Source organism: Mesorhizobium sp. WSM4807, assembly GCF_055811615.1.
The window spans coordinates 145244-168959 of sequence record NZ_JBVVQY010000012.1; the positions used below are offsets into that span (position 1 = coordinate 145244).

Annotated in this window: 24 protein-coding genes and 1 pseudogene; 15 read left to right on the top strand and 10 right to left on the bottom strand. The window is 63.1% G+C overall.

Going from position 1 to position 23716, the window contains the following annotated elements; translation table 11 throughout:
• Window positions 1-45 precede the first annotated feature (45 nt).
• Window positions 46-711, bottom strand: coding sequence for a heme exporter protein CcmB (gene ccmB / locus AC0L3N_RS17875; RefSeq protein WP_473548849.1), 666 nt, complete (start codon window positions 709-711; stop codon window positions 46-48).
• 52 nt (window positions 712-763) lie between these two features.
• On the bottom strand, window positions 764-1366 hold the full coding sequence (gene ccmA, locus AC0L3N_RS17880) for a heme ABC exporter ATP-binding protein CcmA (protein ID WP_473548850.1): 603 nt from the start codon (window positions 1364-1366) through the stop codon (window positions 764-766).
• Window positions 1367-1650: 284 nt separating this feature from the next.
• Between ccmA and acnA the strand changes: the two genes are divergently transcribed.
• Complete coding sequence (acnA, locus tag AC0L3N_RS17885) at window positions 1651-4341, top strand: aconitate hydratase AcnA (protein WP_473548851.1); 2691 nt, start codon at window positions 1651-1653, stop codon at window positions 4339-4341.
• Between the two features lie 71 nt (window positions 4342-4412).
• Here acnA and AC0L3N_RS17890 read toward each other — a convergent pair whose 3' ends face one another.
• Window positions 4413-5108 (bottom strand): ceramidase domain-containing protein, encoded by a 696-nt coding sequence (locus AC0L3N_RS17890; RefSeq protein ID WP_473548852.1) that lies wholly within the window; start codon window positions 5106-5108, stop codon window positions 4413-4415.
• 177 nt (window positions 5109-5285) lie between these two features.
• Here AC0L3N_RS17890 and AC0L3N_RS17895 point away from each other — a divergent pair, with 177 nt between their 5' ends.
• Together AC0L3N_RS17895 and AC0L3N_RS17900 are read left to right on the top strand one after the other, a co-directional pair.
• Window positions 5286-6080, top strand: coding sequence for a DUF1223 domain-containing protein (locus AC0L3N_RS17895; RefSeq protein ID WP_473548853.1), 795 nt, complete (start codon window positions 5286-5288; stop codon window positions 6078-6080).
• Between the two features lie 640 nt (window positions 6081-6720).
• A complete protein-coding gene (locus AC0L3N_RS17900) occupies window positions 6721-7107 on the top strand; it encodes a DUF2794 domain-containing protein (protein ID WP_473548854.1) in 387 nt (128 codons plus the stop codon).
• A gap of 4 nt (window positions 7108-7111) precedes the next feature.
• On the opposite strand, the gene AC0L3N_RS17905 is transcribed toward AC0L3N_RS17900, so the two are convergent.
• The 4 genes from AC0L3N_RS17905 to AC0L3N_RS17920 all read right to left on the bottom strand — a co-directional run bounded on the left by AC0L3N_RS17905 (window position 7112) and on the right by AC0L3N_RS17920 (window position 12329).
• Window positions 7112-7681: a GNAT family N-acetyltransferase gene (locus tag AC0L3N_RS17905; RefSeq protein WP_473548855.1), complete on the bottom strand. Its 570-nt coding sequence runs from the start codon at window positions 7679-7681 to the stop codon at window positions 7112-7114.
• A gap of 208 nt (window positions 7682-7889) precedes the next feature.
• Entirely contained in the window at window positions 7890-8669 is a 780-nt protein-coding gene (locus AC0L3N_RS17910; RefSeq protein ID WP_095495795.1) for a Bax inhibitor-1/YccA family protein, read from the bottom strand.
• A 241-nt stretch (window positions 8670-8910) separates the two neighbouring features.
• A complete protein-coding gene (locus AC0L3N_RS17915; protein WP_473548892.1) occupies window positions 8911-11409 on the bottom strand; it encodes an ABC transporter permease in 2499 nt (832 codons plus the stop codon).
• Between the two features lie 224 nt (window positions 11410-11633).
• The gene (locus AC0L3N_RS17920) at window positions 11634-12329 is read right to left on the bottom strand and encodes an ABC transporter ATP-binding protein (protein ID WP_473548856.1); all 696 of its coding nucleotides are present in this window, start codon (window positions 12327-12329) and stop codon (window positions 11634-11636) included.
• Window positions 12330-12406: 77 nt separating this feature from the next.
• Between AC0L3N_RS17920 and AC0L3N_RS17925 the strand changes: the two genes are divergently transcribed.
• Window positions 12407-13048, top strand: coding sequence for an arylesterase (locus AC0L3N_RS17925; RefSeq protein ID WP_473548858.1), 642 nt, complete (start codon window positions 12407-12409; stop codon window positions 13046-13048).
• A 137-nt stretch (window positions 13049-13185) separates the two neighbouring features.
• Complete coding sequence (gene thpR, locus AC0L3N_RS17930) at window positions 13186-13782, top strand: RNA 2',3'-cyclic phosphodiesterase (protein ID WP_473548860.1); 597 nt, start codon at window positions 13186-13188, stop codon at window positions 13780-13782.
• Here the strand turns inward: thpR and AC0L3N_RS17935 are convergent.
• Complete coding sequence (locus AC0L3N_RS17935) at window positions 13686-14204, bottom strand: low molecular weight protein-tyrosine-phosphatase (protein ID WP_473548861.1); 519 nt, start codon at window positions 14202-14204, stop codon at window positions 13686-13688. The genes thpR and AC0L3N_RS17935 overlap by 97 nt on opposite strands.
• Before the next feature lie 52 nt (window positions 14205-14256).
• Between AC0L3N_RS17935 and AC0L3N_RS17940 the strand changes: the two genes are divergently transcribed.
• From AC0L3N_RS17940 to AC0L3N_RS17960, 5 genes are all read left to right on the top strand, one after another.
• Window positions 14257-14553 (top strand): 4a-hydroxytetrahydrobiopterin dehydratase, encoded by a 297-nt coding sequence (locus AC0L3N_RS17940; protein ID WP_123148768.1) that lies wholly within the window; start codon window positions 14257-14259, stop codon window positions 14551-14553.
• Between the two features lie 156 nt (window positions 14554-14709).
• Complete coding sequence (locus AC0L3N_RS17945; protein WP_123148767.1) at window positions 14710-15072, top strand: YkvA family protein; 363 nt, start codon at window positions 14710-14712, stop codon at window positions 15070-15072.
• 235 nt (window positions 15073-15307) lie between these two features.
• The gene (locus AC0L3N_RS17950; protein WP_023803328.1) at window positions 15308-15811 is read left to right on the top strand and encodes an invasion associated locus B family protein; all 504 of its coding nucleotides are present in this window, start codon (window positions 15308-15310) and stop codon (window positions 15809-15811) included.
• A 200-nt stretch (window positions 15812-16011) separates the two neighbouring features.
• Entirely contained in the window at window positions 16012-17247 is a 1236-nt protein-coding gene (gene rlmN, locus AC0L3N_RS17955; RefSeq protein WP_473548863.1) for a dual-specificity RNA methyltransferase RlmN, read from the top strand.
• Window positions 17244-17723: a hypothetical protein gene (locus AC0L3N_RS17960; protein ID WP_473548864.1), complete on the top strand. Its 480-nt coding sequence runs from the start codon at window positions 17244-17246 to the stop codon at window positions 17721-17723. The genes rlmN and AC0L3N_RS17960 overlap by 4 nt, the downstream gene beginning before the upstream one ends.
• On the opposite strand, the gene AC0L3N_RS17965 is transcribed toward AC0L3N_RS17960, so the two are convergent.
• A complete protein-coding gene (locus tag AC0L3N_RS17965) occupies window positions 17695-18336 on the bottom strand; it encodes a LysE family translocator (protein ID WP_473548865.1) in 642 nt (213 codons plus the stop codon). The genes AC0L3N_RS17960 and AC0L3N_RS17965 overlap by 29 nt on opposite strands.
• Before the next feature lie 281 nt (window positions 18337-18617).
• Here AC0L3N_RS17965 and AC0L3N_RS17970 point away from each other — a divergent pair, with 281 nt between their 5' ends.
• From AC0L3N_RS17970 to leuB, 5 genes are all read left to right on the top strand, one after another.
• Window positions 18618-19841 (top strand): argininosuccinate synthase, encoded by a 1224-nt coding sequence (locus tag AC0L3N_RS17970; RefSeq protein WP_473548867.1) that lies wholly within the window; start codon window positions 18618-18620, stop codon window positions 19839-19841.
• 162 nt (window positions 19842-20003) lie between these two features.
• Complete coding sequence (locus tag AC0L3N_RS17975; protein ID WP_473548868.1) at window positions 20004-20465, top strand: hypothetical protein; 462 nt, start codon at window positions 20004-20006, stop codon at window positions 20463-20465.
• Window positions 20466-20535: 70 nt separating this feature from the next.
• Entirely contained in the window at window positions 20536-21015 is a 480-nt protein-coding gene (locus tag AC0L3N_RS17980) for a hypothetical protein (protein ID WP_473548869.1), read from the top strand.
• 87 nt (window positions 21016-21102) lie between these two features.
• On the top strand, window positions 21103-21486 hold the full coding sequence (locus AC0L3N_RS17985; RefSeq protein ID WP_473548870.1) for a RidA family protein: 384 nt from the start codon (window positions 21103-21105) through the stop codon (window positions 21484-21486).
• 246 nt (window positions 21487-21732) lie between these two features.
• Window positions 21733-22836, top strand: a complete 1104-nt coding sequence (gene leuB, locus AC0L3N_RS17990; RefSeq protein WP_473485971.1) for a 3-isopropylmalate dehydrogenase — start codon at window positions 21733-21735, stop codon at window positions 22834-22836.
• A 14-nt stretch (window positions 22837-22850) separates the two neighbouring features.
• On the opposite strand, the pseudogene AC0L3N_RS17995 reads toward leuB, so the two are convergent.
• A pseudogene (locus AC0L3N_RS17995) lies at window positions 22851-23539 on the bottom strand (DUF805 domain-containing protein).
• Window positions 23540-23716: the final 177 nt, after the last annotated feature.

The window sequence follows — 23716 nt, forward strand, 5'->3', positions numbered from 1 at the left end:
ATCGACGGCAGCGCCGCAGCCTTTGACGTCAGGCGGCCGTCTAATTTAGTCCGCCCCATGACGCAGCGCCAGCGCTGCCGCAGCCGGCCCCAGCACGGCAAGAAACAAGGTCAGCGCGGCGAGAATGAGGAAAGGCTGCAGGAACGGATCGGGGTTGGCCACCGCGCCATAGCTTGCCGAGACGCCGAAGATCAGCACGGGAATGGTCAGCGGCAGCACCAGCACCGAGATCAGCAGCCCGCCGCGCGGTAGCGCCACCGCCACCGCCGCACCGGCAGCGCCGATGAAGGTGATCGCCGGCGTGCCGACCAGAAGGGTCAGCGCCGTGGCGCCGATGCCGATCGGCTCCATATTCATGAACAGGCCCAGCAAGGGCGCCGCGATGACCAGCGGCAGCACGCTTCCCGCCCAATGCGCCAGGCATTTCGTCAGCACGGTCAGCGCCAGCATCTGCCGTTCGTCGCCGAGCACCAGCAGATCGAGCGAGCCGTCCTCCCGGTCGGCCTGGAACAATCGGTCGAGACCGAGCAGGCAAGCGAGCAACGCGCCGATCCACAGGATCGCCGGGCCGATTCGGGCTAGCAGATTGAGGTCCGGCCCAACGCCGAAGGGGATCGTGGCGATCACCGCGAGAAAGAAGATCACGCCGGTCAGCGCCCCTCCGCCGGCCCGGATACTCAGGCGGATATCGCGCAGGAAGAGGGCTAGCATGGTGTGAGATGCCTTTGCCCAGGACAGAGGGGGGCGCCGTGGAACGCCGACATCAACCGGTCATCCTCAATTCTTGCGCCCCCCCAAGCCCCAGCGGCAGATGCGTGGCCGCCACAACGATCCCTCCGTCCTCAAGATGCTTCCGCATCAGCACGGCGAATCGCTCTTCCGAAGCCTTGTCCAGCCCGGCCGTCGGCTCGTCGAGCAGCCACAGCGGTCGCCGGCTGACCAGCAATTTTGCGATCGCCGCGCGGCGCCGTTGCCCGGCGGAGAGATAGCCGAACGGCAGATGGCCGATACCATCAAGCCCGACCGTTTCCAGCGCCTGTTCAGCGCTCAAAAAATCCGCGCCCAAAAAATCGCGCCAGAAGCGCAGATTTTCCGCCACGCTCAGCGCCGTCTTCATCGCGTTCTGGTGGCCGAGATAATGGCAGGCCGAGGCGACCGACGGAAAATCCTTACCGCCACCTTCGAGAAGCAAACGGCCTGCCGCCACCGGCAGCAGCCCGGCAACTACCCTGAGCAGCGTCGATTTCCCCGCGCCGTTCGGCCCGGTGACGATCAGCGCCTGGCCTTTTTCCAGGGCAAAACCGATGCCGGAAAAAATCGTCTCGCCGCCGCGTTCGCCGCCCAGATTTTCGGCGATCAGCCGCATTCCATGCCCGTCCCGAAACATCGCGCCACGGCAGCTGCCGCATCGCACAAAATAGCCTTTCGACTGTCTAGAACTATTCCAGGAAATTCTCTATATCCGGGTCATCCGTGCCAGCGGTCGGCACGGGAAGCGAATTAGCGCCGAACCAGCGCACGCGCCGCCTTGAACGGCTCGGGTTGGCTGGGAACGGACAGCGGAAATGGCCGTACCCGCACCTTTGCGCGTGATTGCATGCCATCGGCGTCCGTTCCCTTTCAGGCTGAACAGACAAGGACGGATCGCACGTGTCAAAATCCCTCGATAGTTTCAATTGCCGCCGCACGCTGACCGCTGGTGGCGCCGAGTATGTCTATTACGATCTCATCGAGGCCGAGAAGAACGGCCTCACCGGCATCGCCCAGTTGCCCTATTCGATGAAGGTGCTGCTGGAGAACCTGCTGCGCAACGAGGACGGCCGTTCCGTCACCAAGGAGAGCATCCAGGCGGTCGCCGGCTGGCTGACCGACCGGGGCACTGCCGGCGTCGAGATTGCCTATCGCCCGGCCCGTGTGCTGATGCAGGATTTTACCGGGGTTCCGGCCGTGGTCGACCTGGCCGCCATGCGCGACGCCATGGCTTCGCTCGGCGGCGACCCGCAAAAGATCAATCCGCTGGTGCCGGTCGACCTGGTCATCGACCACTCGGTCATCGTCGATGAGTTCGGCACGCCGCTGGCTTTCGCCCGGAATGTCGAGCTTGAATACGAGCGCAACGAGGAGCGCTACAAGTTCCTGAAATGGGGCCAGCAGGCCTTCCGCAATTTCCGCGTCGTGCCGCCCGGCACCGGCATCTGCCACCAGGTCAATCTCGAATATCTCGGCCAGGTCGTGTGGACCAACACTGAAGGCGGCGAAACCACCGCCTATCCCGACACCTGCGTCGGCACCGATTCGCACACCACCATGATCAACGGCCTTGGCGTGCTCGGCTGGGGCGTCGGCGGCATCGAGGCCGAGGCCGCGATGCTCGGCCAGCCCGTCTCCATGCTGTTGCCGGAAGTCATCGGCTTCCGCCTCACCGGCAGACTGAGGGAAGGCGTCACCGCCACCGATCTCGTGCTCACCGTCACCCAGATGCTGCGCAAGAAGGGCGTCGTCGGCAAGTTCGTCGAGTTCTTCGGTCCGGGTCTGTCCAACATGACGCTGGCCGACCGCGCCACCATCGGCAACATGGCGCCCGAATATGGCGCCACCTGCGGCTTCTTCCCCGTCGACGGCGAAACCATACGCTACCTCACCATGTCCGGCCGCGAGGAAAACCGCATCGCGCTGGTCGAGGCATACGCCAAGGCGCAAGGCATGTGGCGCGATACCGGCTCGGCCGACCCGGTCTTCACCGACCTGCTCGAGCTCGATCTCGGCGATGTCGTGCCGTCGATGGCCGGCCCCAAGCGTCCGGAAGGCCGGGTCGCGCTGGAAGACATTCCGGCCGGCTTTGCCAAGGCGATGGAGACCGAATACCGGAAGGCCGCCGAAATCGACAAGCGCTACGCCGTCGAAGGCACCAACTATGATCTCGGCCATGGCGATGTCGTCATCGCCGCCATCACCTCCTGCACCAACACCTCGAACCCGAGCGTGCTGATCGGCGCCGGGCTGCTGGCGCGCAACGCCAATCGGCTCGGGCTCAAGCAGAAGCCGTGGGTCAAGACATCGCTGGCGCCGGGCAGCCAGGTCGTCGCCGAATATCTGGAGAAATCCGGCCTGCAGAAGGAACTCGACCAGATCGGCTTCAACCTGGTCGGCTTCGGCTGCACCACCTGCATCGGCAATTCCGGCCCGCTGCCGGCGCCGATCTCCAAGACCATCAACGATAAAGGTTTGATCGCTGCCGCGGTCTTGTCCGGCAACCGCAATTTCGAAGGCCGCGTCTCGCCCGACGTGCAGGCGAACTACCTCGCTTCGCCGCCGCTGGTCGTCGCCCACGCGCTGGCCGGGACCGTGACCAAGGATCTGACCACCGAGCCGCTCGGCGAGGACCGTGACGGCAACCCAGTCTACCTCCGGGACATCTGGCCAAGTTCGGTCGAGATCCAGGAGTTCATCGAGAAGAACGTGACGCGCGAACTGTTCGCCCGCAAATATGCCGACGTCTTCAAGGGCGACGAATACTGGCAGAACGTCAAGGCGCCGGAAGGCCAGACCTACGCCTGGGACGACCATTCGACCTATGTGCAGAACCCGCCCTACTTCGCCGGCATGACATCAGGCTTCGGCACAATCGGCGACATCAGGGGCGCCCGCGTGCTCGGCCTGTTCGGCGACAAGATCACGACCGACCACATCTCTCCGGCCGGCTCGATCAAGGCGGCATCTCCGGCCGGCAAGTATCTTACCGACCATGGCGTCGGCGTCGCCGACTTCAACCAGTACGGCACGCGGCGCGGCAATCACGAGGTGATGATGCGCGGCACTTTCGCCAACATCCGCATCCGCAACCACATGCTGGGCGAGAACGGCCGCGAAGGCGGCTACACCATCCACTATCCGTCGAAGGAAGAGAGATCGATCTACGACGCCGCCATGGAGTACAAGAAGGAAGGCGTGCCACTGGTCATCTTCGCCGGTGTCGAATACGGCAACGGCTCGTCGCGCGACTGGGCGGCCAAGGGCACCAACCTGTTGGGTGTTCGCGCCGTCATCGCTCAGTCGTTCGAGCGCATCCACCGCTCGAACCTGGTCGGCATGGGCGTCATCCCCTTCGTCTTCGAGCAGGGCACCTCATGGGCCTCGCTCAACCTCAAGGGCGACGAACTGGTCGAGATCGACGGACTGAGCGCCATCAAGCCGCGCCAGAAGATGGTCGCGAAAATCACCTATGGCGACGGCACGGTGAAGAACATTCCGATCATCTGCCGCATCGATACGCTGGACGAGCTCGACTACTTCAAGAACGGCGGCATCCTGCAATATGTGCTGCGCGATCTGGCGGCATAGAGAGAGGGCAGTACGGGAGTAGGGCAGTAAGGCAGTAGGGGAAAATCGCCTCCACTGCCTCGTCCTATTCCCTACTGCCCTACTGCCCTACTCCCGTACTGCCCTAATTTCGGCGCCCCGAAGCGCGCCGCCGCCGCCAGCAGCACACCGAGCATCAGCCCGTTGAGGATGTGCCACAGGAAATGCGTGCCGAGCGGGAAGCTGCCGCAGACCAGCGGATCGATGATCCTGAAGATGACCGAGACGACGAAGATCGCCGAGCCCGCCAGATTGTACCCGCCGGCACGGTTGCCGCTCGCCGCCACGATGACGCCGAAGAAGGCGAGCGCCAGGAAGGGCGGCAGATAGCCGGTCGTGCCGTTCGATGCCTGGCGCAGCCAGTCCGGCACGGCCCAGGTCAACAACCCGGTGACGGCATAGAAGGCGACGAAGATGGGGACCGCCTTGCCCCATTTCATGCCGAGGAAACGGCGTAGGTTGAACAGCGTGTAGGCCAGCGTGAACCCGGCGATCGGCAGCACGTCGGCCCAGACCGTGCCATGGTTGGCAAAGGTGTGGAACAGCGCCGAGCCGATGCCGATCGCCACCACCCACCAGGCCAGCACTTCGGCGAAGATGCCGGTGCCACGCCGGCGCACCTCCCGGACACCCCACAGCCCGGCGACAAGAAAAGCCAGATTGGTCAGTGCGTTGACCGGCTCGGCCCAGAGCTCCGGCCCGACCCGCTCGCAGTACAGGTCGACCGGCGTCAGGAGAGTTTGCCACATGCTGATTGTCGCCCGAATCGGTATCTACCCTGAAGTGTAGCCGTCCTATTGCGCCCTTGCAGTTGGTTACAGCGGTAAAATTTCACCGCAACGTGACTTCCCGTTGACTGCCGCTTCTGCCACATATTTCGCCAATCAGAATAAAGCCGGCCATCACCGGCGGGAGTCGAAACGGCTATGACACCTCGAAGACCATTGCGGCTTGCGGCATTGGCGCTGGCCCTCTCGGTGTTTGCCGGCGCTGGACTTGCCGGCAATGCGCTTGCCGGCGAGGCCGACAAACCCCAGGCTGACAAAGCCTCGACTGACCAGCCCTTGGGCGTCGTCGAGCTCTTCACCAGCCAGGGTTGCAGTTCCTGCCTGCCGGCCGATGAATTCTTCGCCGAGCTTGCCACCAAGGAGAACATCGTCGCGCTCGCCTATCATGTCGACTACTGGGATTATCTCGGTTGGAAGGACACGCTGAGCCGCAAGGAGAACACCGAGCGGCAATATGAGTATATGCGCGCCTTCGGCAGCCGCTCGGTCTATACGCCGCAGGCCGTCATCAATGGCCGCAGCCATGTCAACGGCGCCAGCCGCAAGGAAGTCGACGGCGCGCTCGCCCGCATGGAAGGATCAGGCGAAGGCATGCGGGTCAGCATCAAGGTCAGCCGGACCAGCGACCGCGTCACCATCGACGCCGGCGATGCCGGGACCGGCCCCAGCGATGCCCATGTCGTCATCGTCTATTTCGACCCGCCGCAGACGATCAAAATCGGCAAGGGCGAAAACACCGGCCGCAGCATGACTTACTGGAACGCCGTCTCCGGCATCCAGACCGCCGGCATGTGGCACGGCAAGGCGCAGCGCTACGAATTGCCGATGAGCGTGATTTCCAAGAAAGGCGGCTGCGCCGTGCTGCTGCAATCGGTGGGCAAGGACGGCATGCCGGGTCCCATCCTGGGCGCCGCCTTGATCCACAAGCCTTGAGCGGGGACCTCTCCTTCTCCCCTTGTGGGGCCCGAAGGGCGGGCGAGGCCCGCGACTCGCCCCGGGTGTGGATCGGCGCGCAGCGCCGAGACGGATGAAGGGGTGCTGGAAGGAATGAGGTGGCGGCGATTTCAAGGAAATTGCCAACACCCCTCATCCGACCTCGCGGAGCCTGTCCTCGGGCTTGCCGGAGGCAAGACCCGTGGGCGAGGCCACCTTCTCCCACAAGCGGAGAAGGGAAGGCCGCGCGCATCACTCGGCCATTAAAAAACCGACGTCAGCTTGCTTCTGACGCCGGTCATTTAGGTTTTGGGATCGTCGCACCCGATTTTTCCCAGGGAAAAACCGAGGTTGGTTCGATCCGACGCAGACCCGTGGGCGGGGGGCTTGGGGTTTACGAGCCAGTGCCGGACCGAACCGTCTCAGGCAACACCCATAAATTCGTCGGACATTGGGGCATTAGCGCGGATAAAAGAAGGCAGAATTGTGGCGAAGCATCACCAATTCCAACGAGCGTTTTATAAACGTGACTGGACACTGGGGAAACGGTGCGGCGCCGCCTTTGTCCGGCTGGGCTTGCAATTCCACGGCGAAAGCGCCAACTTTGGTTGGCGCAAGATTCATTCGAAGGGATCGAGGCATGACAGATCACGGCAGCGGGACGGAGGATGGGGACGCATCCGCAATACTGATCCCGCTGCATGAGGCAAGAGGCGAACGCCTCGACCAGCCGGTGCGGTTCGACCGGCGTGAATTGGACCAGATCCTGAGGCTTTACGGGCGCATGGTCGCCGCCAATGAATGGCGCGACTACGCCATCGACCATCTCACCGACCGCGCCGTCTTTTCCGTCTTTCGTCGCACCAGCGAGGTGCCGCTGTTCCAGATCGTCAAGGATCCGAAGCTGGCGCGCCGGCAAGGCGCATTCGCCGTCATTGCCGCCGGCGGCCGCATCCTCAAGCGCGGCCAGGAACTTGGCCGCGTGCTTGGCGTTTTCGAGCGCACGCTGAAGCTGGTCGAGGCCTAACTGCTTATTGCTGCTGGCGGAATCTCCGTTCCGGCAACGAGCTGGGATCGGGCGGAACCAGAGCCCCGCCATTGATCGGCAGTTGCATGAACACCGTGTCGAGCCAGCGCCCGTGCTTGTAGCCGGAGCCTTCCAGGCGGCCCGAATTGCGAAAGCCGAGCTTCTCATGCAGCAGCACCGAGGCACTGTCCGGCCGACCGTCGCCGATCACCGCGATGATCTGGCGGAAGCCCGCCGCCTCGGCCGCCTCGATCAGCGCCTGCATCAGCTTGAGCCCGACGCCTCGGCCCTTGGCCTCGGGCGCGACATAGACGGAATCCTCGACGACAAAGCGGTACGCAGGCCGCGCCCGGAAGGGGCCGGCATAGGCATAGCCGAGCACAATGCCGTCTTTTTCCGCCACCAGATAGGGAAAGCCGCCCGCCATCAAACTATCGAAGCGCGCACCCATCTCGGCGCGATCAGGCGGCTCCAGTTCGTAGCTCGCCGAGCCATGGGTCACCGCATCGGCATAGATATCCGTGATCCGATCGAGATCGGCCGAAGTCGCGGCGCGTATTGTGATGCTGCTCATAATTTATGCACGTCAATCATCTGCCGGCCATCTCATCAAAGACCGGGGCAGAAGAAAAGGGCGGCCGTTGGGCCGCCCTTTCCAAACTCACTGGTCCAGGGACTTGCCTTAACCATGATCCCGAAAAGTGGGAACCGGTTTTCGGAAAAGATCATGGTCAAACAAAAAGGTAGAGCTCCATCCCGACTTTATCGGGATGGACCCGGCTCTATCGGCGGTCGCCCATGAACTGCAGCAGGAACATGAACAGGTTGATGAAGTCGAGATAGAGCCTCAGAGCGCCCATGATCGCCTTGCGGCCGGCGACATCAGTCTCGTCGCCCTCGAAATACATCTCCTTGATGTTCTGCGTGTCATAGGCGGTGAGACCCGCGAAGATCAGCACGCCGATCGCCGAAACGGCGAAGGAAAGCGCCGACGACTGCAGGAAGATGTTGATCACCATCGCGATGATCAGACCAACCAGGCCCATGACGAGGAACGAACCGAACGCGGAAAGGTCGCGCTTGGTCGTGTAGCCGTAGAGCGACAGTCCGCCAAAGGCGGCGGCGGTGGCGAAGAAGGTCTGCGAGATACTGGCGGTGGTGTAGACCAGGAAGATCGACGACAGAGACAGGCCGACGAGGCCGGCATAGACCCAGAACGTCGTCTGCGCGGCCGAAACGCTCATCGACTGGACACGGAACGACAGGAACATCACCGCTGCCAGCGGGGCAAAGATCACCAGCCATTTCAGCGGCGAACCAAAGATCGCGTAGCCGAAGGAGGTCAGCATGTCGCCATTCGGCAGCGTGGCGACCGCCGAAGCCGGATCGGTGGTGGTGGCCAGCATGATCGTTCCGACCGCGGCGAGGCCGGTGATGAGGAGGCCAAGCCCCATCAGATTGTAGACCTTGATCATATAGGCGCGCAGGCCCTGGTCGATAGCAGCATCGACGCCGGCGCCGGGCACGGCACGCGTCTGATAATTGCGAACGGGTTCAGCCATGGAAATCCTCATATTGCTTCTGCCCCGTCCGGTGTCCGGCCCATTTGGACCGCGGCGCCGCTGGCGGGGCTCCAGCATGCCTGCGGCGAAATATGATGGTTATTGGCGCCAAGAACAAGACCGTAACCGGGCGTAATGCTTCGTGAAGACACGAAAATCCGGATTTATCGGCCTTCCGAAGCCCAACATTAACAAGATTTAACCGAATCCTGGTCGCGTTGAGCCTGCAGGTGCCTGCAGATCAGAGATTGCGCAGCACCGGCGCCGCCTTGTGGCCCAGCACCCGCCAGGTGCCGGCGAGGCCAATGCCGACCGTGACCACCAGCGCAAAGATGATGGTTGCCACCGCCACATCGGGCATGAAATGCGACGGCAGCGTCATGACGCGCGCGACAACGAACCACGCCGCAATCCCGCCTGCCGCCAGCGCGAAGATCGCGGTGGCGAGGCCGATCAGCATGTATTCCAGCGAAAAGGCCGCGATCAGCGTCTTCCTCGTAGCGCCCAGCGTCTTCAGCACCACTGCATCGTGGATGCGGGCGCGGTTGCCGGCGGCCAGCGCGCCGGCCAGCACCAGCACCGAGGCGATCAGCGCCACGCCGGCCGCGGCCCTGATCGCGGTGCCGAGTTGCGCCACCAGCCGGTTGACGATGTCGAGCGCGTCCTTGACCCTTACTGTCGTCACCGCCGGAAAGGCACGGGTGACGGCGTTGAGAAGACGGGCATCGTCGGCCGGCGACGCGCCCTTGTCGGTCAGCGTCGCCAGCCAGCTATGCGGCGCGCCGGCAAACGTGCTGGGCGAGAACACCATGACGAAATTGATGCCCATCGTCTCCCATTCGACCTGGCGGAAATTGGCGATCTTCGCCGTCACGTTGCGGCCAAGCACGTTGACGGTGATGGTGTCGCCGAGCTTCAGCCCGATCTCTGCGCCTTCCTCGGCCGAAAACGACACCAGCGGCTCGCCGGCATAGTTGTCCGGCCACCAGGAGCCTTCGGTCAGCGTCGCATTCGCGGGAATACTGGCCTCGTAGGTCAGCCCGCGATCGCCGCGCAGCACCCAGGCCCCTTCCGGCGCAACCCTAGCCTTTTCGACGTCGACGCCGTTCAGCGCCATCACCCGGCCGCGCAGCATCGGCACCTTGACCAGCGTGCCCTTCGGCGCTTGCCTGCCGACCAGCGCAGAGAACGCGTCGACGTCGCTGCTCTGGATGTCGACGAAGAAGAAGTTCGGCGCCTGTTCCGGCAGGCTGCCGGAAATCTGCCGCCTGAGATTGCCGTCGATCAGCGCCAGCGTCACCAGAAGCGTCAATCCCAGCCCCAGCGACAGCACCACCGACGGCGTCAAGGCACCTGGCCGATGGATGTTGCCGATGGCGAGCCTGAGCACCGTCGAGCCAACGCGCGGGCTCTTTTTAGCGGCCCACTGCACCAGCGCGCCGACGATGCGTAGCACCAGGAAAGCAAAAATGGTGGCGCCGACGAAGATCGAGGCGATATAGCGGTCGCCGGAAAACAGAATGGCCAGCGCCGCCAGGAGCAGCGCGATGCCGAGCGCCGCCGCCGTGTATAGCGGGCGCGGAAAACCGCGGCCCTCAAAACCCATCTCGCGAAACAGCGCCGTCGCCGGCACGTCGCGCGCACGGCCGAGCGGCAGCAAGGCGAAAGCCAGCGTCACCAGCAGCCCGAACAGCGCCGCCATGCCGAGTGCGCCGGGATAGAACCCACCTTCCGCCGGCACCGGAATGACCGACTGGAGTACCGCGCTCGCCGCAAACGGCATCAGCGCGCCAAGCACAAGGCCGACCGTGATGCCGAGCCCGGCGATCATCAGGATCTGCACCAGATAGACGGTAAAGACGAAACCGCCCGAAGCCCCCAGGCTCTTGAAGGTGGCGATGACGCCGCGCTTGCCGTCGAGATAGGCGCGCACCGCATTGGCGACGCCGACGCCGCCGACCACCAGCGCCGTCAGCCCGACCAGCGTCAGGAACTGCGAAAACCGTTCGATGTTGGAGGACAACGCCGGTGCTGCGTTGCTGCGCGTGCGGATCGACCAGCCGGACTCGGGAAAATCCTCCGCCGCCTGATCCTGAATGGCTTTTATGCCCGCCTCGCCGGTGCCGCCGGGCAGGCGGACCTTGTAGGCGTTCTCGACCAGGCTGCCGGGCTGGATCAAACCGGAAGCGGCAAGCCCGTCCGTCGAGATCATCAGCCGCGGCGCAAAGCCGAAGCCGTCGGACACCGCGTCCGGCTCGTTGACGAGCCTGGCGCGCAGTTCGAATGTGGCGCTGCCCAGCTTCAGCCGGTCGCCGACCCCAAGGTTCAGCCGCTCGAACAAAAGGTCGGGTGCTGCAGCGCCGAAAACACCGGATTTTTCGCCGAACAATTCCTGCTTCGACAGCGCCGGCTCGGTCTCCAGCGCGCCATAGAGCGGATAGGCTCCATCGACCGCCTTGGCCTCGACCAGCGCCTGATCGGAACCGTCCTCGAGCCGAGCCATCGAACGCATGTTGGCGCTGTGCGAGACAGTGCCCAGCCCTTCAAGAAAGACGTGCTCGGCTTGCGTCGCGGCGCGCTGATTGAGCTGGAAACGAAGATCGCCGCCGAGCAGCGACTGGCCCTCGTTGGCGACACCGGCGGTAATCGCCCGGGCCACCGAATTGACGCCGCCGATCGCCGCGACGCCGAGCGCGATGCAGGCAAGGAAGATCAGGAAGCCGGACAGCCCACCGCGCATCTCGCGCAGCGAAAAGCGGAAGGCGAGTGAAAAGGTGCGCGCCCAAGTGGCCGCTTCATCCGGCCGCGGAGCCTGTCCTCGGGCTTGCCGAAGGCAAGACCCGTGGGCGTCCACCTTCTCCCCGAGCGGAGAAGAGGTCGCCAACGCCTGCGCCAGCCTCTTCTCCCCGTCGGGGAGAAGGTGGCCCGAAGGGCCGGATGAGGGGATCTTGTCAGCCATTTGCGCTACGCCGTCACTTTAAGCAATGGCGCGCCCTCGATCCGGCCCGACCGCATCGATACCTGCCGGGAGCAGCGTGCGGCAAGCGCCGGATCGTGGGTGACCAGCACCAGCGTCATGCCGCGCTCGGCAGCCTTGGCGAACAGAAGATCGGCGACCTGCCGTCCCGTGGTCTGGTCGAGATTGCCGGTCGGCTCGTCGGCGATCAGGATGCGCGGCGAAGGCGCCAGCGCCCGGGCGATCGCCACACGCTGCTGTTCGCCGCCGGACAATTCGCCGGGATAGTGGGTGATGCGATCACTCAAGCCCACCGCCTCCAGCTCCCGCGCCGCCACCCCGAACGGATCGGCATGGCCGGCAAGTTCCAGCGGCACTGCGACATTTTCGAGCGCCGTCATATTGGGGATGAGGTGGAAGGACTGGAAGACGATGCCAATGTTGCGCCCCCGAAACGATGCGATCTGGTCTTCGCTCCTGCCGTTCAGCAATTCTCCGGCAATTCGTACCGTACCCGAATCGACCCTTTCCAACCCGGCCAAAACCATCAGCAGCGTCGACTTTCCCGAGCCCGACGGCCCGACGATGCCGGTCGCCTCGCCATCGGCCACATCGAGGCTGACGCCTTTCAGCACTTGGACGGAAGACGCGCCTTCGCCGAGCGTCAGCGATACATTTTTCAGCGCGATGACGGTTTCTGTCAAAATAAAATCGTCCTATATGGGAAAGGGGTGGCCAGGATCCGCTGGTATAATGTTCTCGGTCATATGGGGCCTGCCGCATGGCTTTCAAACACACTCTTGCCGCAGCCTTGATCCTTTTCCTCGGATTTTGCGGCGCCATTTCGTCGGCGCGCGCCGAGCCCTTCAAGATCGTCGGCTTCGGCGACAGCCTGATGGCGGGCTTTGGCCTCGGATCGGACGAAGGCTTCACCCAAAAACTTGAGGCAGCACTTCGCGCCAAGGGCCACGATGTGACAGTCGCCAATGCCGGCGTCTCCGGCGACACGTCGAGTGGCGGCCTGTCGCGGCTCGACTGGTCGGTGCCGGACGGCACGCAGCTCGTCATCCTCGAACTCGGCGCCAACGACATGCTGCGCGGCGTTTCTCCCGCCATCACGCAAAAGAATCTGGACGCCATGCTGGCGAAGCTGAAGCAGCGCAAGATCGCGGTGCTGCTGGCCGGCATGCGCGCCGCACCCAATCTCGGCGCCGACTACCAGAACGGCTTTGACGCGATCTTTCCGGAACTGGCGGAAAAATACGGCGTCCCGCTCTATCCGTTCTTTCTCGACGGCGTCGCCGGCGAGCCGGCTTTGCAACTCGACGGTCTGCACCCGAATGCGCAAGGCGTCGACCTTATGGTCGAGCGCATTTTGCCGGATGTCGAAAAGGCCATTGCCATGGTTCAGGACAACTCTTGAAGGACTGGATGAGGCTACGCGTTCCGCCGGGACGATTTGAATTTTAGGCAGGGCTGCGACCAATAAACCGCTTGCCCCGTTCGATTATCAATGATTCGCTAGCGACAAGAGTTCGATTCGAGGACAGGAGGCTTCCCATGCCACGTCTTTTCACCGCCCTCGAAATTCCGCGTGACGCCGCCCTTTCGCTGTCCCTGCTCCGGGGCGGCCTGCCCGGGGCTCGCTGGATCGACGTCGAGAACTACCACATGACGCTGCGTTTCATCGGCGATGTCGAGGGCCATGTCGCCGACGATATCGCCAACGCACTCGACCGCGTCCACCGCCCGTCCTTCCCGCTGACGCTGTCCGGCGTCGGCGCCTTCGGCCAGAAGAAACCGCATGCGGTGTGGGCCGGCGTCTCCGCCTCGCCCGACCTTTCGGCACTGCAAGCCGAGATCGAGCGCATCTGCCAGCGCCTCGGCATCCCCGCTGATCCGCGCAAGTTCATGCCGCATGTGACCTTGGCCCGCTTACGCAATTCGAGCCCGCTCGACGTCGCCCAGTATCTTTCGGCACGCGGCAATTTTTCGACGCTGCCCTTCCGTGTCGGTCGCTTCGTCCTGATGTCGTCGCGCGATTCGGTCGGCGGCGGACCCTACGTCGTCGAGGAGGCCTGGCCGCTGTCGGGCGCCGACAGCCGCGCCTCGAGCCGCGTCGCCAGCGCCTCCGACGCCTCGCGGATCATGCGGTAGACCAAGGCAAACGCATCCGGCCCCTCGTGATAAGGGTCCGGCACGTCGCTCGCCCTTCCCTCCGCGAACTCCAGGAACAGATGGACACGGTCGCGCATGGCGGCAGGCGCCAGCGCTTTCAGATCCCGGAGATTCGATCGGTCCATGGCGAGAATGAGGTCGAAACGCGAAAAATCGTCCTGCGTCAGCTTGCGCGCCCGCTGTCTGGAAATATCGATGCCGTGCCGCTCTGCGATCGACATCGAGCGCGGGTCGGGCGCCGAACCGGCTTCCCAGTCGCTGGTTCCGGCCGAATCAAGCAGGATATCCCGATCGAGACCGCGCTCCGCCAGGACGACGCGCAACACGCCCTCCGCCAACGGTGAGCGGCAGATATTGCCGAGACAGACGAAAAGAATGGATTTTATCGGCTTTGCGCTCATAGATCCGGCACTATGCTGAAGACTGCGAATCCAGATAGCACGGGAAACGATTATGACGAGAGAGAAACTGAGCAAGGAGGCGGTCGCCGAGGCGCTGGCCGGGCTCGACGGCTGGTCGCTGGCCAGGGACGGCGGCTCGATCGCTCGCACCTTCACCTTCAGGAGTTTTTCCGAAGCCTTCGCCTTCATGACCCGTGTCGCCCTGGCGGCGGAGAAGATGGACCATCACCCCGACTGGTCGAATGTCTACAAGACCGTGAACGTGACGCTGAACACCCATGATGCCGGCGGCCTGACGGCGCTCGATTTCGAACTGGCCAAGACGATGGACCGCTATTTCGGCGGTTGAACTCGCTGGTTCCCGACGTTCGCTGCCGGTCCTTTCCAAGCTGTCAGAATCGCTGCGTCGAGACAGCGGCATCTTGTAGTGGGGCACTGCTTTCACCACATTTTCCGCTGGCAGGCGCGCGTGGAACGACATGCGTAGCCCCGTTAGGAGAGACTGATGGCGCAAAAATCAGGTTTTGATTTCTTCGGCTTTAGCGGCAAGCCGGGCGAGGAGAGCGAAGTGCGCGAGAAATTCTGGCGCACCGCCAAGAGGGCTGCCCGGCAGATCCCGTTCATGGAAGAGCTGGTCGCCGCCTACTACTGCGCCATGGACAAGAACACGCCACTGCGCGCCAAGGGCATCCTGGTGGCGGCGCTCGGCTATTTCGTGCTGCCGACGGACGTCATCCCCGACTTCGTCTTCGGACTGGGCTTTACCGACGACATCGCGGTGCTGACCGCCGCGATCACCACCGTCAAAGCCCACATCACATCAGCGCATCGGCTCGCCGCCAAGCAGGCGATTGCCGACAACAGCTGAGCCGACGACAAGGCAGAAAAGTCAAACTCTTGCCGCTTTCGTGGCCTTCAAGTCGCGAAAGGGACGTTGCAACTGCCGCTTTTCGAGCGACGGGCGCAAGAATGGCGGCGGTTTCCTGGGGTGGATGTCCTTTTCCCAAGGGAAATTCACCGTTTGGTAACCCAGATTAAATCAAAATGAAGCGACGGGCAGGACGCTGAGCCGGCCTGCCTCCGCACCATATATGGGAAAAGCGATGCGCGGATTGATTGCTACAATTTCGAGCCTGGCACTGGTGGCCATGACAGCGCCGGCTCTGGCGCAGTCGGCGACCAAGATCGGCCAGCACAATGCCTGGGGCACCTACAGCTACCAGGCGTCGGGCGGCAAGGTTTGCTATGTGTTGACCGTGCCGACCGACAAGCAGCCGCCGACGCTTGACCATGGCGACATGTTCTTCTTCGTCAGCCAGCGGCCGGGACAGCAGGTCTCCTACGAGCCGCAATTCATCGCCGGCTACAATTTCCAGGAAAACTCCAAGGCCACCGTCACCATCGACGGCAAGAGCTTTTCGATGTTCACCCGCGGCAAGTCGGCCTGGGTCGAGAACGCCGCCGAGGAGCCGGTGCTGATCGCCGCGATGAAAACCGGCAGCGACATGAAGGTGCAGGCGAAGTCCGGCCGCGGCAACACCACCACCTATGTCTTTTCACTGAAAGGCATTTCGGCGGCGCTGTCGTCCATCGCCAAGTGCAAATAGCCATAGGCGAAGCGGAGTTTGAGTAAGGGCGGGGCCGCAAGCCCGGCTTTTTGCTTTTTAAAACGCCGCCCGGCCGGCACATTGCGGCGAGCCTTGCACCGCCGCCACCCATGACTCCGCCGTCAACCTGTGCTATGCGCCGCGCTTCATTTCCAGCACGATGCTGTAATCGGCCGCAAATCGGTTATATTGGCGCAACAATGACCCTTTCATTCGACCTCACCGCCGAAGGCGCCCGTGACGCGTTGCGCGCCCGCGCCACGCCGGCCGAAATACCGTCGCTGATCGGCCTGACCCGGGCTGAGCTTGGCGCTGCCCTGGTTGCATCAGGCATCGTGCCGGAGCGCCAGGCCAAGATGCGCGCCCAGCAGCTCTGGCACTGGATGTATGTGCGCGGCGTCTCCGACTTTGCCGGCATGTTCAACATCTCCAAGGATTTGCGCGCCGAGCTCCACAAGCATTTCACCGTCGCCAGGCCAGAGATCGTCGAGGAGCAGATTTCCTCCGACGGCACGCGCAAATGGCTGTTTCGTTTTCCGCCGCGCGGCGCCGGCCGGCCGGTCGAGATCGAGACCGTCTACATTCCCGAAGAAGGCCGTGGCACGCTCTGCATCTCGTCGCAGGTCGGCTGCACGCTGACCTGCTCCTTCTGCCACACCGGCACGCAGAAGCTGGTGCGCAATCTCACCGCCGAGGAAATTCTCGCCCAGCTTTTGACCGCCCGCGACCGGCTCGGCGATTTCCCCGACCGCGACACACCCGATGGCGCCATCGTGCCGGCCGAGGGCCGGAAAGTGTCCAACGTCGTCATGATGGGCATGGGCGAGCCGCTCTACAACTTCGAGGCGGTGAAGAAGGCGCTGCTGATCGCGTCGGACGGCGATGGGCTTTCCCTGTCGAAAAGACGCATCACGCTGTCGACCTCCGGCGTCGTGCCGGAGATCTTTCGCACCGGCGAGGAGATCGGCGTCATGCTGGCGATCTCGCTGCACGCCACCAGTGACGATTTGCGCGACCTTTTGGTGCCGATCAACAAGAAATATCCGTTGAAAGAGCTGATCGCCGCCTGCCGCGCCTATCCCGGCCTGTCGAATGCCCGGCGCATCACCTTCGAATATGTGATGCTGAAGGACGTCAACGATTCGATCGAGGACGCCAAGGGGCTTATCAAGCTGCTCAAGGGCATTCCGGCCAAGATCAATCTGATCCCGTTCAACCCGTGGCCGGGCACCAACTACCAGTGCTCTGACTGGGAGACGATCGAGAAATTCGCCGACTATATCAACAATGCCGGCTATGCCTCGCCGATCCGCACGCCGCGCGGCCGCGATATCCTCGCCGCCTGCGGCCAGCTCAAGTCGGAGTCCGAGCGCATGCGCAAGGTCGACCGGCTGGCGCTGGAAGCAATGATGATCGTGGGGCACGGCGAGGCGTGAACCGCCTTGTCCTCTACCTCATCCGCTTCGCCGTCATCCTGATCGGTTATGGCGTCGCCGCGCTGGCGGCCAGCGCGTTCCTCAACATCATGTTTCTGGCCTCTCTTGGACTGATGACGGACGAGACGCAGCCGGCAGCGCAGGCCTCGCTGTGGTTTTCAATCCCCTTCGTCGCGCTGTTCGTCGCCTATTTCGCCTTTATGCCGGCAGCGGTCGCGATTCTCGTCTCGGAAATCCTCGGACGGCGCGACTGGCTGTTCTATGCGCTGGCGGGCGCGGTGGTCGCGGCGGTCTTCCTCGGCTTCACCTACCAGACCGCCGACGCCAATTTCGAGATCACCGATCCGCGCGTCGCCGCTGCCGTGATCGGCTGCGGCATGGTCGGCGGCATTTTCTACTGGCTGAGCGCCGGGCGCTCAGCCGGGAGCTGGCGTCAGGTTGGACGCCCTATTTCGCCTGGGCGGTCAGGATCTTGAGCGCGAAGGCCGAAAACACCCCGGCGAACAGATAGTCGACGGCGCGCGTCACCCGCGGGCTGGTCTTCATCGCCGTCGAGAATTTTTCTGCCGCAAAGACCATCGGCGCCGTTACCGGGATCGACAGCACGACGAACATCGCGCCGAGGAAGAACAGTTTTCCGGGCGCGTTTGGGTCGTGCGCGGAGACGAACTGCGGCAGGAAGGTCATGAAGAACAGGATGATCTTCGGGTTGAGCAGATTGACACCAAGCCCCGCCGCCCAGGCGCGAAACAGCGAAATCTCAGGCCCGGTCTTCTTCTCCGGCGAAAACGCCGACCCCTTGGTGATCGCCTGCCAGGCCAGGAAAACGAGATAGCCGGCGCCGAAGATCTTCAGGGCCAGGAAGGACATCGGCGAGGCGACGATCAGCGCCGAGATGCCGATCACGACCAGCGTGGTGTGGATCAGTGTGCCGCACAACGCGCCAGCCATCGAGGCAAAGCCGGTGGCGCGGCCATGGCTCAGCGTGCGCGACACGAACAGCGTCATGTCAGGCCCAGGCGTGATCGCCAGGATCACGGTGGCGATGGCGAACTGGATCAGCGTGGTGGTATCGGGAATGAAGGACATCTGCGGGCCCCTGGATAAAGAAAGCGCAGCCTATACCGCAGGTGCTTTATAGATGCCAGCTTCTCGCCAGCAAAGCGTCTGATCCAGCCGGTCGAAACATCGATGTCGGCGCCGTTGGTAGTTGGCGAAGGCCGCAGCGACATCCGATCTCCCCGCTTGCGCGGAGATCGGCAGCTTCACCGACGGCCTGAAATCCGTTCGTCTCTTGCGCAGTCCGGAAAGCCCGTGATACCTCGCCCGGCGAGAACTCCTGTCGCGGAACCGCCAATATGTCCCCCAGCATGTCAAAAGCAAAAGCCGTCAAGAAGGTCGTGCTCGCCTATTCCGGCGGCCTCGACACTTCCATCATCCTGAAATGGCTGCAGACCGAGCTTGGCGCCGAAGTCGTCACCTTCACCGCCGATCTCGGCCAGGGCGGCGAGTTGGAGCCGGCGCGGCGCAAGGCCGAGATGATGGGCATCAAGGACATCCGCATCATGGATGTGCGCGAGGAATTCGTCTCCGATTTCGTCTTCCCGATGTTCCGCGCCAATGCCGTCTATGAAGGCACGTATTTGCTCGGCACCTCGATCGCGCGGCCGCTGATCTCCAAGCACCTGGTCGAGATCGCCAGGGAGACCGGCGCCGCTGCGATTGCGCATGGCGCCACCGGCAAGGGCAACGACCAGGTCCGCTTCGAGCTCTCGGCCTATGCGCTCAACCCCGACATCAAGGTCATCGCGCCATGGCGCGACTGGTCGTTCAAGTCGCGCACCGACCTGATCAACTTCGCCGAGCAGCACCAGATCCCGGTGCCGAAGGACAAGAGGGGCGACGCGCCGTTTTCGGTCGACGCCAACCTTCTGCACTCGTCTTCCGAGGGCAAAGTGCTGGAAGACCCGTGGAGCGAGCCGCCGGAGTTCGTCCATCAGCGCACCATCTCGCCGATGGATGCGCCGGACAAGGTCACCGAGATCGAAATCGAATTCCTGAAGGGCGATCCGATCGCGCTCGACGGCAAAAAACTGTCGCCGGCGACGATGCTGGCCGCACTCAACGATCTCGGCCGCGACAACGGCATCGGCCGGCTCGACCTTGTCGAGAACCGTTTCGTCGGCATGAAATCGCGCGGCGTCTACGAGACCCCCGGCGGCACCATCCTGATATCAGCCCACCGGGCGATCGAATCGATCACGCTGGACCGTGGCGCCGCCCACCTCAAGGACGAGTTCATGCCGCGCTACGCCGAGCTGATCTACAACGGCTTCTGGTTCGCGCCGGAGCGCCTGATGCTGCAGGCGATGATCGACAAGAGCCAGGAAGATGTCGAAGGCACGGTGCGGCTAAAACTCTACAAGGGCAACGTCATCGTCACCGGCCGCAAGTCGAAGAAGACGCTCTATTCCGACGCGCTGGTCACCTTCGAGGACGACCGTGGCGCCTACGACCAGAAGGACGCCGAAGGCTTCATCCGCCTCAACGCGCTGAGGCTGCGGACGCTTGCCGCGCGCAACCGCAAAGGTTGATATTCCAACAGGCCCAAAGCTTAGACGAGTTCGGAACCCGGTGAAGACGCCGGGTTTTATTTGGTGTCTCTAATATAATAGAGGCCGCGCTCTCAGGTCGTTTCCTGTTTGACCTTTCGGTGATTGGATCTTACTTCTCTTGCGGGTCGGAGGGCTTTGACAGTGAAAAACAGAATTTTTCTTCTGCTTGCGGCGATCGCCGTTTTTACCGGGTGTCAATCCACGCAAGCCTCGGCGGGGTCCAAGTTCCGTACCTGCAAAAGTTTTGACGGCCCCTTCCAGATTCCCGCTTCCCAGAAATGCCCGTTAAGCGGCTACGCGCAGGGTTCCAGAGTCCCGATGGTCATTGAGGGCAATCCAAAGGCGGCTACCCCGGTGCCGCGGAACTCCAAATTCCGCACCTGCAAAAGTGTTGACGGCCCCATCCAGATTCCCGCTTCCCAGAAATGCCCGTTGAGCGGCTACGCGCACGGTTCCGGAGTCCCGACGGTCATCGAGGGCAAGCCAAAGGCGGCTATCTCGGCGCCGTGGACGCTCAAGTTCCGTACCTGCAACGGTGTTGACGGCACCTTCCAGGTTCCCATTTCCCAGAAATGCCCATTGAGCGGCTACGCGCATTATTGAGCGTGATGTGCCCAGGCGCTTGGCCACTCTTGGAACCGTTTTCCTGCCCGCGTTGGCTGTCCTGACGAACTTGGCTGTTGCCAAAGCCAACGACTATGACCCCGCCTCCCTCGACCTTCCCGCGCTGATCGAGTGCAGGGCTGACGTTCCTACCTATAATGGTTTTGCCCTTTGGCTGAGCGACCGCCCCGATGCGCCCGCAAAACTTGGCTGGAAGGAAGTTCCTGCCAGCAATGCTTTCCTCAGGCAATTCGAGCTGCCGGCCACGGTCGGCGTCTTCTGGCGCGAAACGGCGTCCATCGTCTTTACGGCGACAGGGCCAATGGCAGTGCTTGACGGCGTTTCCGCACCAAAGCTCGCCCGCGAGCTCGGCATCGCACCCGAAGTCGCGACGGCGGGCAAATTCCTCGGCGAGAAGGTGCTCGTCGAAAGCAGCAAGGAAGCCGACGGCGTGACATTTTCCACGCGCATTGCGCTCAATGTCTCAGCCGTTGATTCACATCCCGGCAAGGTGCTCGCCGGCTGTTCCTACGCTCTCGATGTGAATTGAGGTCTGTTCGAGAAACACCCCCGCCTGGCCCATAGCCGGAAGGCACTTCTTCAGCTCAATATGCCCTGAAGAATATACGAGGGAACCATGCGAAAACTGATCTCCACCGGATCGCCGTTCGAGAAGGCCGCCGGTTATTCGCGTGCCGTGGTACAGGGCGACTGGTGTTTCGTTGCCGGAACGACCGGCTACGACTATGCGACCATGTCGATGCCGGAGACGGTCGAGGCGCAGACGCGCAATTGCCTGGCGACGATCGCCAGGGCGTTGCAGGATGGCGGCTTCGAGATGGCCGATGTGGTGCGGGCGCATTACTACATCACCGACGCGGCTTTCGTCGACATCGTCTTTCCGATCCTCGGCGAGGCCTTTGGCGACATCAGGCCGGCGGCGACGATGATCGTCTGCCAGCTCAACAAGCCGGAAATGAAGATCGAGATCGAAGTAACGGCGCTCAGGCGCACGGCCTGAGCGCGGCGGCGGCGCAGAAGCTTGCACGACGTCGGCGGGGCAGAAGGAGCGCGAAGCATCGCCAAAGATGCTCTGAACCAAACGCTTGCGCGTGAGCCGCTTGGCGTTTAGCAAGGCCGCGGCTCACGACAGCGTCGCGCGTCCTTTTGGACGCGCAAAGGACGCCGTCGAATTATAGTTCTGCGCATGATCCTTTCCGAAATCGATCCGATTTCGGGGTCATGCGCCACAGTTAGGACGGTTCCGATGGCTTCGAAAAATCTTCTCCTGCTCGCCGGCGACGGCATCGGCCCCGAGGCGATGGCCGAGGTGAAGAAGCTGATCGCCGCCATGAACGACAAGCTCGGCAGTGGTTTCGTCACCGATGAGGGGCTGGTCGGCGGCTGCGCTTATGACGCGCATGGCGCGGCGATTTCCGATGCCGATATGGCCAAGGCGATGGCTGCCGACGCGGTGCTGTTCGGCGCCGTCGGCGGGCCGAAATGGGATGCGGTGCCTTATGAAGTGCGCCCGGAAGCCGGACTGCTGCGGCTGCGCAAGGACATGGAGCTGTTCGCCAATCTCAGGCCCGCCATCTGCTATCCGGCGCTGGCGGCGTCCTCCTCGCTCAAGCAGGAGGTGGTCGAAGGGCTCGATATATTGATCGTGCGCGAACTCACCGGCGGCGTATATTTCGGCGAGCCGAAGCAGATCATCGATCTCGGCAATGGCCAAAAACGCGGCATCGACACGCAGGTCTACGACACGTTCGAGATCGAGCGCATTTCGGGAGTTGCGTTCGAATTGGCGCGCACCCGCAAGAACCACGTCACCTCGATGGAAAAGCGCAATGTGATGAAATCAGGCGTGTTGTGGAACGAGGTCGTCACGCAGACTCACAAGGCCAGATATGCCGACGTCAAGCTCGACCACATGCTGGCCGATGCCGGCGGCATGCAGCTGGTGCGCTGGCCCAAGCAGTTCGATGTCATCGTCACCGACAATCTGTTCGGCGACATGCTGTCCGACATCGCCGCCATGCTGACCGGCTCGATCGGCATGCTGCCGTCGGCGTCGCTCGGCGCGCCGGATGCCAAGACGAAAAAGCGCAAGGCGCTCTACGAGCCGGTGCATGGCTCCGCGCCCGACATATCAGGCAAGGGCATCGCCAACCCGATCGCCATGATCGCCTCCTTCGCCATGTGCATGCGCTATTCCTTCGGCATGGTGGCCGAGGCCGACCGTCTGGAAAGCGCCATCGCCGCCGTGCTCGACCAGGGCTTGCGCACAAGGGATATTCTTTCCGAGGGCATGACCGAGGTCGGCACCACTCAGATGGGCGACGCGATCATTGCCAAGTTCCTGGGCTGAGCCTGGGGACGCGGCTAGGCCCTGACGCCCGCCGGCACCGGACCCCACTGGTTTTCACGGGCCTGCGTCGGGATCAGCGCGAAGACCAGGATAATCAGCCAGCCGATGGTTGGGATGAGCACCGCCAAAAAAAGCCAGCCGGTCAGGCCGATGTCGTGCAAGCGACGCACGTTCAGTCCGACCCATGGCGGGATCGTCGCCAGCACAAACGTGCCGCAAAGACCGACCGTCACTGCGGCAATTCGTCAATATTGCCCATGGCGTCGTCGATGAAGAGGCCAATGCCGATGACCACAATCTGCGCGATCGTCCAGGACAGGCAAAAGCCCCAATATTCCTTGCGGCGGGCACGACCGGCGAAGTTGAAGTAATTTTCAGTCAGGCCCCGCCAGAAATAATCCCACAATCCGGTAGCCGCGGCGGGACGACTTTCAGCGGACCGGCCGAAATGTTGCGGCGCCCCGGGCGCATTGCCGGCCTGAGACGGGGCGACGGATGCGTCCGTCGGACTGGCGGTTTGGGCGCGGACCGAAAAAACGTCGCGTGCCCGTCCGCCAGCCGGCTGGAACTCGATGGCTGTGCCCCTGCCTATCGTCGCCTCTCGGCGCAGATCCTCGCGCGCGAACGTGTAGCGGTTGCCGTCGGCTCCGGTGATGAAACCGAAGCCGTGGTCCTCGTCATAGTGAAGCACTTCGCCGCGCATGTCCTGCCCCTCGTCCCGCTGGCCAGACTGTTCAAAGTTGCGGCAGACCGCAAGGGGTGCGTGCGAAATGGAGCTGCGGGCATGTCGCGCCACCATGCCTTCGTCATCCCCGGGGCGGCAGGAGCGAAGCGACGTGCAGAACCTTGCTACAGCTTTCGTTTTCCGCGGCGTTCTTTG

What these genes read in the sequence shown, in the direction of transcription:
- rlmN (WP_473548863.1), top strand. Translation starts at nt 16,012, where the DNA reads ATGACCCTTTCATTCGACCTCACCGCCGAAGGCGCCCGTGACGCGTTG.
- leuB (WP_473485971.1), top strand. Translation starts at nt 21,733, where the DNA reads ATGGCTTCGAAAAATCTTCTCCTGCTCGCCGGCGACGGCATCGGCCCC.
- AC0L3N_RS17890 (WP_473548852.1), bottom strand. Translation starts at nt 5,108, where the DNA reads ATGTGGCAAACTCTCCTGACGCCGGTCGACCTGTACTGCGAGCGGGTC.
- thpR (WP_473548860.1), top strand. Translation starts at nt 13,186, where the DNA reads ATGCCACGTCTTTTCACCGCCCTCGAAATTCCGCGTGACGCCGCCCTT.
- AC0L3N_RS17910 (WP_095495795.1), bottom strand. Translation starts at nt 8,669, where the DNA reads ATGGCTGAACCCGTTCGCAATTATCAGACGCGTGCCGTGCCCGGCGCC.
- AC0L3N_RS17985 (WP_473548870.1), top strand. Translation starts at nt 21,103, where the DNA reads ATGCGAAAACTGATCTCCACCGGATCGCCGTTCGAGAAGGCCGCCGGT.
- AC0L3N_RS17970 (WP_473548867.1), top strand. Translation starts at nt 18,618, where the DNA reads ATGTCAAAAGCAAAAGCCGTCAAGAAGGTCGTGCTCGCCTATTCCGGC.
- ccmA (WP_473548850.1), bottom strand. Translation starts at nt 1,366, where the DNA reads ATGCGGCTGATCGCCGAAAATCTGGGCGGCGAACGCGGCGGCGAGACG.
- AC0L3N_RS17895 (WP_473548853.1), top strand. Translation starts at nt 5,286, where the DNA reads ATGACACCTCGAAGACCATTGCGGCTTGCGGCATTGGCGCTGGCCCTC.
- AC0L3N_RS17965 (WP_473548865.1), bottom strand. Translation starts at nt 18,336, where the DNA reads ATGTCCTTCATTCCCGATACCACCACGCTGATCCAGTTCGCCATCGCC.
- AC0L3N_RS17935 (WP_473548861.1), bottom strand. Translation starts at nt 14,204, where the DNA reads ATGAGCGCAAAGCCGATAAAATCCATTCTTTTCGTCTGTCTCGGCAAT.
- AC0L3N_RS17945 (WP_123148767.1), top strand. Translation starts at nt 14,710, where the DNA reads ATGGCGCAAAAATCAGGTTTTGATTTCTTCGGCTTTAGCGGCAAGCCG.
- ccmB (WP_473548849.1), bottom strand. Translation starts at nt 711, where the DNA reads ATGCTAGCCCTCTTCCTGCGCGATATCCGCCTGAGTATCCGGGCCGGC.
- AC0L3N_RS17905 (WP_473548855.1), bottom strand. Translation starts at nt 7,681, where the DNA reads ATGAGCAGCATCACAATACGCGCCGCGACTTCGGCCGATCTCGATCGG.
- AC0L3N_RS17925 (WP_473548858.1), top strand. Translation starts at nt 12,407, where the DNA reads ATGGCTTTCAAACACACTCTTGCCGCAGCCTTGATCCTTTTCCTCGGA.
- AC0L3N_RS17940 (WP_123148768.1), top strand. Translation starts at nt 14,257, where the DNA reads ATGACGAGAGAGAAACTGAGCAAGGAGGCGGTCGCCGAGGCGCTGGCC.
- AC0L3N_RS17900 (WP_473548854.1), top strand. Translation starts at nt 6,721, where the DNA reads ATGACAGATCACGGCAGCGGGACGGAGGATGGGGACGCATCCGCAATA.
- AC0L3N_RS17950 (WP_023803328.1), top strand. Translation starts at nt 15,308, where the DNA reads ATGCGCGGATTGATTGCTACAATTTCGAGCCTGGCACTGGTGGCCATG.
- AC0L3N_RS17915 (WP_473548892.1), bottom strand. Translation starts at nt 11,409, where the DNA reads ATGCGCGGTGGGCTGTCCGGCTTCCTGATCTTCCTTGCCTGCATCGCG.